This window comes from Frankiales bacterium, from assembly GCA_016125335.1.
GTDB lineage: Bacteria > Actinomycetota > Actinomycetes > S36-B12 > CAIYMF01 > Longivirga.
Map to the genome: position 1 here is coordinate 128,222 of WGLY01000016.1, position 7,286 is coordinate 135,507.

At 73.5% G+C, this 7,286-nt stretch carries 8 protein-coding genes; 7 read left to right on the forward strand and 1 reads right to left on the reverse strand.

The features are described 5' to 3' along the window. Positions 1-44: 44 nt before the first annotated feature. Entirely contained in the window at positions 45-866 is an 822-nt protein-coding gene (gene whiG / locus GC157_09885; GenBank protein MBI1377775.1) for an RNA polymerase sigma factor WhiG, read from the forward strand. Between the two features lie 15 nt (positions 867-881). Here the strand turns inward: whiG and GC157_09890 are convergent, their stop codons facing one another. Next, entirely contained in the window at positions 882-1,259 is a 378-nt protein-coding gene (locus GC157_09890) for a peptidoglycan DD-metalloendopeptidase family protein (protein MBI1377776.1), read from the reverse strand. A gap of 555 nt (positions 1,260-1,814) precedes the next feature. On the opposite strand from GC157_09890, the gene rpsB reads away from it, so the two are divergent. From rpsB to rlmN, 6 genes are all read left to right on the forward strand, one after another. Further along, positions 1,815-2,756, forward strand: coding sequence for a 30S ribosomal protein S2 (gene rpsB / locus GC157_09895; GenBank protein ID MBI1377777.1), 942 nt, complete (start codon positions 1,815-1,817; stop codon positions 2,754-2,756). 167 nt (positions 2,757-2,923) lie between these two features. After that, the gene (locus GC157_09900; GenBank protein ID MBI1377778.1) at positions 2,924-3,736 is read left to right on the forward strand and encodes an elongation factor Ts; all 813 of its coding nucleotides are present in this window, start codon (positions 2,924-2,926) and stop codon (positions 3,734-3,736) included. 87 nt (positions 3,737-3,823) lie between these two features. Further along, the gene (locus GC157_09905) at positions 3,824-4,612 is read left to right on the forward strand and encodes a UMP kinase (GenBank protein MBI1377779.1); all 789 of its coding nucleotides are present in this window, start codon (positions 3,824-3,826) and stop codon (positions 4,610-4,612) included. A 72-nt stretch (positions 4,613-4,684) separates the two neighbouring features. After that, positions 4,685-5,242 (forward strand): ribosome recycling factor, encoded by a 558-nt coding sequence (locus GC157_09910; GenBank protein MBI1377780.1) that lies wholly within the window; start codon positions 4,685-4,687, stop codon positions 5,240-5,242. Between the two features lie 24 nt (positions 5,243-5,266). Next, the gene (locus GC157_09915) at positions 5,267-6,112 is read left to right on the forward strand and encodes a phosphatidate cytidylyltransferase (protein MBI1377781.1); all 846 of its coding nucleotides are present in this window, start codon (positions 5,267-5,269) and stop codon (positions 6,110-6,112) included. Positions 6,113-6,182: 70 nt separating this feature from the next. Beyond that, positions 6,183-7,286: 23S rRNA (adenine(2503)-C(2))-methyltransferase RlmN (gene rlmN, locus GC157_09920; protein ID MBI1377782.1), on the forward strand; the 1,104-nt coding region annotated here is incomplete at its 3' end.

A 7,286-nucleotide genomic window follows, 5' to 3' on the forward strand; every position in this document is an offset into this window, starting at 1 on the left:
TCGACGACGAGGACGACGCGGAGGACTCCGCGGACCTCGACGACATCGAGATCGACCTCACGCCCACCGAGGACGAGAAGGCCGCGGCGGCGGCCGAGAGCGCGGACGCCCTGCGCCGGCTATGGGAGGACTTCAAGGCCACCGGCGACGCCGCCCTGCGCGAGCGCCTGATCCTGCACTACTCGCCGCTGGTCAAGTACGTCGCCGGGCGCGTGGGGGTGGGGCTGCCGCCCAACATCGAGCAGGCGGACCTGGTCTCCTACGGGATCTTCGGCCTCATCGACGCCATCGAGAAGTTCGACCTCGAGCGCGCGATCAAGTTCGAGACCTACGCGATCAACCGCATCCGCGGCGCGATCATCGACGAGCTGCGCTCCATCGACTGGATCCCGCGCTCGGTGCGCTTCAAGGCCCGCGAGGTGGAGAAGGCCTACCAGTCGCTCGAGGCCACCCTGCAGCGCACGCCCACGGAGGCCGAGGTCGCCGAGCAGATGGGCATCCGGATCGAGGAGCTGCACTCGATCTTCAGCCAGGTGTCGTTCGTCAACGTCGTGGCCCTCGACGAGCTGCTGCACGCCGGCGGCGAGCGCGGCGACAAGATGACCCTCGGCGACACCCTCGAGGACCCGAAGGCACCGGACCCGATCAACCTGTTCGAGGGCGAGGAGACCAAGTACATCCTCGCCAAGGCGATCAACATGCTCCCCGAGCGGGAGAAGATCGTCGTCACCCTCTACTACTACGAGGGCCTCACCCTCGCCGAGATCGGCCAGGTGCTCGGCGTCACCGAGTCGCGCATCTGCCAGATGCACACCAAGGCCGTGCTCCAGCTGCGGGCCAAGCTCGCCGAGTCGCACGACGACTGACCCGCCCGGCCGGGCTCAGGGCGGCAGCAGGACGGGGCGCCCCGGATCGAGCAGCCGCATCGGGTCGAGGTAGTCGCGTCCGCGCCGCAGCCCCCAGTGAAGGCAGGCGGCGATCCCGCCGCAGTGGGCGCTGCCCGTGCCGACCCGGCCGAGGACGGCGCCGGCCGCGACGTCCGCACCCCCGGGCACGGAGGCGTCGACCGGCTCGTAGGTGGTCCGCAGCCCGTCGGGGTGCGTCACCACGACGACCCCCCGCCCGGCCAGGTCGCCGGCCCACGTGACCACGCCGGGGCCGGCCGCGCGCACGACGTCGCCGGGGCGGGCGTCGAGGTCCACGCCACGGTGCCCGGGCAGCCAGGGGCGCGCCGGCGGGTCGAACCCGCGCACGACCATGAGGGGGCCGTCCAGCGGCGGGCTCCACGCCGCGGCGACGCCGGGTGCCGGGCCGAGGGTGCCTGCCGCCGCGGGCAGCCGCGAGGGCGGGGGCGGGCCGGCCGCGCGCGGGAGGCCGTCGGCGGCGCCGAGCAGCAGGCCGAGCGCCACGGGGGCGGCGAGGACGGGTGCGAGCAGGGGGAGCACGGGGCGAGCCTCGACGGCGACCACCGCACGGCAGCGGTCCGCCAGGTCGGGGCGGGGGACGACACGCCGGGAGCGGACCCGTGGGGGCGCCCGGCGCCGGACCGTCGCTCGATTTCGGCCCGGACCCGCTCACCCCGTACACTCGCCCCTGCGGCACGCCCCGGCGCGCCGACATCGCACACCCGCACCCCCGACCCGTCCTGCGACGGCGACGGCGGCGCGCCCTCGGTCCGGACCCGTCCGGAATCGGCGCGACCGGCGGGAGTCAGGCACCCGGCCGACCGGCACGGGTGGAGGAACCGAGCAGGCGCTGCCGCGCCGCGGGCCAGCCCGCGCGTGCCTCGGCGCCAGACAAGGGAGCGACCGGCCATGGCCGTCGTCACGATGAAGCAGCTGCTCGAGAGCGGCGTGCACTTCGGGCACCAGACCCGCCGTTGGAACCCGAAGATGAAGCGGTTCATCTTCAACGAGCGCAACGGCATCTACATCATCGACCTGCAGCAGTCGCTGACCTACATCGACCGCGCCTACGAGTTCGTCAAGGAGACGGTCGCCCACGGCGGCTCCGTGCTCTTCGTCGGCACCAAGCGCCAGGCCCAGGAGCCGGTGGCGCAGCAGGCCACCCGCGTCGGCATGCCCTACGTCAACCAGCGCTGGCTCGGCGGCATGCTCACCAACTTCTCCACGGTCCACAAGCGGCTCCAGCGCCTCAAGGAGCTCGAGCTCCTCGACTACGACGACGTGGCCGGCTCCGGCATGACGAAGAAGGAGCTGCTCGTCCTCAAGCGCGAGAAGGACAAGCTGGACAAGACCCTCGGCGGCATCCGCGACATGGCCAAGGTGCCGAGCGCGGTCTGGGTGGTCGACACCAACAAGGAGCACATCGCCGTCGCCGAGGCCAAGAAGCTCGGCATCCCGGTGGTGGCGATCCTCGACAGCAACTGCGACCCCGACGTCGTCGACTACCCGATCCCGGGCAACGACGACGCCATCCGCGCCGTCGCGCTGCTCACCCGCGTCATCGCCGACGCCGTCGCCGACGGCCTCATGGCCCGCGCCGGCCGCGGCAGCGCCGCCGCCGAGGAGGGCCAGCTCGCCACCGACGAGCCGCTCGCCGCGTGGGAGGCCGAGCTGCTCGCGGGCGCCGAGGCCGCCCCGGCTGCCGACGCCGCCCCGGCTGCCGACGCCGCCCCGGCTGCGGAGGCGACCGCCGAGGCGCCCGCCGCCGAGGCTGCCAGCACCGAGGCTCCGGCCGCCGAGGCCCCGGCCGCGGAGGCCGCGAGCACCGAGGCCCCGACCACCGAGGCCTGAGCCAGGCCGCCCCGCACGACTCCGGCTGCGGCCTGGGACCGGTCCGCGCGACCGCTCCCGGGCCGCAGCCGCGCCGGGCCCCCGGCCCGGTCACGGCGCCACGCCGCACCCGGCGCCGCCCGACACAGACACCGACGCACGACACCGACGAAAGAGAGCACGCAGCCATGGCCGACATCAGCGCCGCCGACGTCAAGAAGCTCCGCGACCTCACCGGCGCGGGGATGATGGACTGCAAGAAGGCCCTCGTCGAGGCGGAGGGCGACTTCGACGCCGCGGCCGAGGCGCTGCGCGTCAAGGGCGCGGCCAAGGCCGCCGCGCGCGGCGCCGAGCGCGACGCGAGCAACGGCCTGGTCGTCTCCCAGGGCGGTGCGCTCGTCGAGCTGCGCGCCGAGACCGACTTCGTGGCCAAGAACGCCGACTTCCAGGCGCTGGCCGAGAAGGTCGTGGCGAAGGCCGCCGAGATCAAGGCCGCCGACGCCGAGACCCTCGCCGCCGCGGACCTCGACGGGAAGACCGTCGCGGACACCATCGCCGACCTCGCCGGCGTCATCGGCGAGAAGCTCGAGCTCGGCCGGGTCGCCTACGTCGAGGGCAACGTCGCCACCTACATGCACAAGCGCGCCTCGGACCTGCCCGCGCAGGTCGGCGTCCTCGTCGCCTACGAGGGCTCGGAGGACGCGGCCCGCGCCGCCGCCATGCAGGTCGCCGCCATGCGGGCCTCCTACCTCACCCGCGACGAGGTGCCCGCCGACGTCGTCGAGACCGAGCGCCGCGTGGCCGAGGCCAAGGCGAAGGAGGAGGGCAAGCCGGAGGCGGCCCTGCCCAAGATCGTCGAGGGCCGCGTGAACGCGTTCTTCAAGGACAACGTGCTGCTCGAGCAGGAGTCCGTCGTCGAGGCCAAGAAGTCGGTCAAGGACGTCCTGGACGCGCAGGGCACGACCGTGAGCCGGTTCGTCCGGTTCGAGATCGGCGCCTGAGACACGTCGGGGCCCCGTCCCTGACAGACTCGCCCTGACCCCGAGCTCGAGGAGGCCGCCGTCGTGGACACCCCAGGTCCTGCCGCGATGGCGGCCTCCGGCATCTCCGTGAGCGCCGTCCAGCCCTCGCTCGAGGGCACGCTCGACACCTGGCCGGGGGTCCCCGAGGGCGGGTACTCGCGGGTGATGATCAAGCTCTCCGGCGAGGCCTTCGCGGGGGAGGGGTCCCTGGGGGTCGACCCGGACGTCGTGCAGGCCATCGCCCGGCAGATCGCCTCGGTGGTGCGCAGCGGCGTCGAGGTCGCGGTCGTGATCGGCGGCGGCAACTTCTTCCGCGGCGCGCAGCTCAACGAGCGCGGCATGGACCGCTCGCGGGCCGACTACATGGGCATGCTCGGCACGGTGATGAACTGCCTCGCGCTGCAGGACTTCTGCGAGCGGCAGGGCGTCGAGACGCGGGTGCAGACCGCGATCGCGATGGGGCAGGTCGCCGAGCCCTACGTCCCGCGTCGCGCCATCCGCCACCTCGAGAAGGGCCGCGTGGTCATCTTCGGGGCCGGCCTCGGGGCGCCCTACTTCTCCACCGACACCACGGCCGCCCAGCGCGCGCTGGAGATCGGCGCCGAGATCGTGCTCATGGCCAAGGGGGTCGACGGCGTCTACGACGACGACCCGCGCACCAACCCGGAGGCCACGCGGTTCGAGACCCTGACGCACGCCGAGGTGCTGGCCCGCGGCCTCAAGGTGGCCGACGCCACCGCGATCAGCCTGTGCCAGGACAACGACCTGCCGATCCTCGTCTTCAACCTGCTCGTCGAGGGCAACATCGCCCGTGCGGTGCGGGGTGAGAGGATCGGCACGCTCGTCGCCACCTGACGGCGGCGTCACGGGCCCGCAGCACGCGCGGACGACGACGGACGACGAACGACTGACACGAGGAGCGCTCCGGTGATCGACGAGACCCTGCTCGAGGCCGAGGAGAAGCTGGAGAAGGCGGTCGCCGTCGCCAAGGAGGACTTCGCGGGGATCCGCACGGGTCGCGCCACGGCCAAGATGTTCGACAAGATCACCGCCGACTACTACGGCACGCAGACGCCGGTCACGCAGATGGCCGGGTTCGCCGTGCCGGAGGCGCGGCTGGTCGTCATCACGCCGTACGACAAGGGCTCGATGTCGGGCATCGAGAAGGCCATCCGCGACTCCGACCTCGGCGTCAACCCCACCAACGACGGCGTCGTGATCCGCGTGGCCTTCCCGCAGCTGACCGAGGAGCGGCGCAAGGAGTACATCAAGGTGGCGCGCACCAAGGCCGAGGACGCGCGCATCTCGATGCGCAACGTGCGCCGGCACGCGAAGGACCACCTCGACAAGCTGGTGAAGGACGGCGAGGTCGGCGAGGACGACGTCCGCCGGGCCGAGAAGACCCTCGACGACCTCACCCACCGCTACGTCGCCCAGATCGACGAGCTGCTCAAGCACAAGGAGTCCGAGCTGCTCGAGGTCTGAGCACCTCGTGGCCCGAGCCTCCTCATGACCGCAGCGCACCAGGACCCGCCCGCACCAGCGTCGCGCGCCGGGCGCAACCTCGTCTCGGCCGTCGCGGTCGGCGTGTTCCTCGGCATCGGCCTGGTGCTGCTGCCCCTGCTCTACGCGCCGTGGGTGTTCAGCGTCGTGGTCGCGGTGGCGCTGGTGATCGCGGCGCACGAGCTGCGCGGCGCCCTGGCCCAGCGCGGCGTCCACGTGGCGTGGCCCCCTCTCTACCTCGGGGTCGCCGCCTGCGCGCAGGTCGCCTACTGGTGGGGCGTGGTGCCGCTGCTGGCGGTGTTCGCGGCCACGGTCCTGCTCTGCATGGGCTGGCGGCTCGCGGGCGGTCCGGAGGGATACGTCGCGGACACCGCGGCCAGCGTGCTCGTCGCCGCCTACACCGGCCTCATGGGCGGCTTCGTCTCGCTCATGCTCACGGCCACGGACGGGCCGCAGCGGGTGATCACGTTCGTCGTGCTCACCATCTGCTCGGACATCGGCGGCTACGCCGCCGGGGTGCTCGCCGGCCGCCACCCGATCGCCCCCCGGCTGTCGCCCAAGAAGTCCTGGGAGGGCTTCGCGGGCAGCCTGCTGCTGCAGGCGGTGGCCGGCGTCGGGCTGTTCGTGTGGGTCTTCGACGCCCCCTGGTGGCAGGGCCTGGTCACGGGGCTGGTGCTCACCGTCACGGCGACGGCGGGCGACTTCGCGGAGTCGGCGATCAAGCGCGACCTCGGCGTCAAGGACATGAGCAACCTGCTGCCGGGCCACGGCGGGCTCATGGACCGCCTCGACTCGCTGCTGCCCAACGCGTTCACGGCCTGGCTGCTGCTCGCGGTGTTCCTCGGCTCGTAGCCCGACGGCGGCCCCGCGCGGTCGCGGCCGGCGCCGGTGCCGCTGCGGGCGTGCGACACTCGACACCGACATGGCACAGGACCTCGAGGCTCCCCGCAGGCCCGCGCCCGGCGAGGTCACCTTCGACGCGCCGCGCCGGGGCAAGCCCCCGCGCCACCTCGCCGACCTCTCCGCCGCCGAGCGGCGCGAGGCCGTGGCCGCCCTCGGGCTGCCGGCGTACCGGGCCGACCAGGTGTCGCGCCACTACTTCGCCCGGCTGTCCGACGACCCCTCGGCCTGGACCGACATCCCGGCGTCGGCGCGCGACGCGCTCGCGACGGCGCTGACCCCCGCGCTCATGACGCCGGTGCGCGAGCTCACCGCGGACGCCGGCACCACCCGCAAGCAGCTGTGGCGCCTCGCCGACGGGGCGCTGGTCGAGAGCGTGCTCATGCGCTACCCGGACCGCGTCACGATGTGCGTGTCCAGCCAGGCCGGGTGCGGGATGAACTGCCCGTTCTGCGCCACCGGCCAGGCGGGGCTCACCCGCAACCTGTCCACCGCGGAGATCGTGGAGCAGGTCGTGGCCGGGGCCCGCGAGCTCGCCCGCGGCGACGTGCCCGGCGGCCCGGGGCGCGTCTCCAACGTGGTCTTCATGGGCATGGGCGAGCCGCTGGCCAACTACAACGCGGTGATCGGGGCCGTGCGGCGCCTGGTGGGCGCGAGCCCGGAGGGCCTGGGCATGTCGGCCCGCGGCGTGACGGTGTCCACCGTCGGGCTCGTGCCCCGGATCCGCCAGCTCGCCGCGGAGGGGCTGCCCGTCACGCTCGCCGTGTCGCTGCACGCGCCGGACGACGAGCTGCGCAACACCCTCGTGCCGGTCAACACGCGCTGGGACGTCGGCGAGGTGCTCGACGCCGCGTGGGAGTACGCGCGGGCGACCCGCCGCCGCGTGTCCATCGAGTACGCGCTCATCAAGGACGTCAACGACCAGGCCTGGCGGGCCGACCTGCTGGCCAAGCGGCTGCGCGGCAAGCTGGTGCACGTCAACCTCATCCCGCTCAACCCGACCCCGGGCTCGAAGTGGACCGCGTCGCGGCCGGAGGACGAGCGGGAGTTCGTCCGGCGGCTCGAGGCGGGGGGCGTGGCGGTGACCGTGCGCGACACCCGCGGCCGCGAGATCGACGGCGCCTGC

Bases quoted from the DNA above. Each gene is read 5' to 3' on its own strand.
- GC157_09890 (MBI1377776.1), bottom strand. From the start codon at position 1,259: ATGGTCGTGCGCGGGTTCGACCCGCCGGCGCGCCCCTGGCTGCCCGGG.
- rpsB (MBI1377777.1), top strand. From the start codon at position 1,815: ATGGCCGTCGTCACGATGAAGCAGCTGCTCGAGAGCGGCGTGCACTTC.
- GC157_09900 (MBI1377778.1), top strand. From the start codon at position 2,924: ATGGCCGACATCAGCGCCGCCGACGTCAAGAAGCTCCGCGACCTCACC.
- GC157_09905 (MBI1377779.1), top strand. From the start codon at position 3,824: ATGGCGGCCTCCGGCATCTCCGTGAGCGCCGTCCAGCCCTCGCTCGAG.
- GC157_09915 (MBI1377781.1), top strand. From the start codon at position 5,267: ATGACCGCAGCGCACCAGGACCCGCCCGCACCAGCGTCGCGCGCCGGG.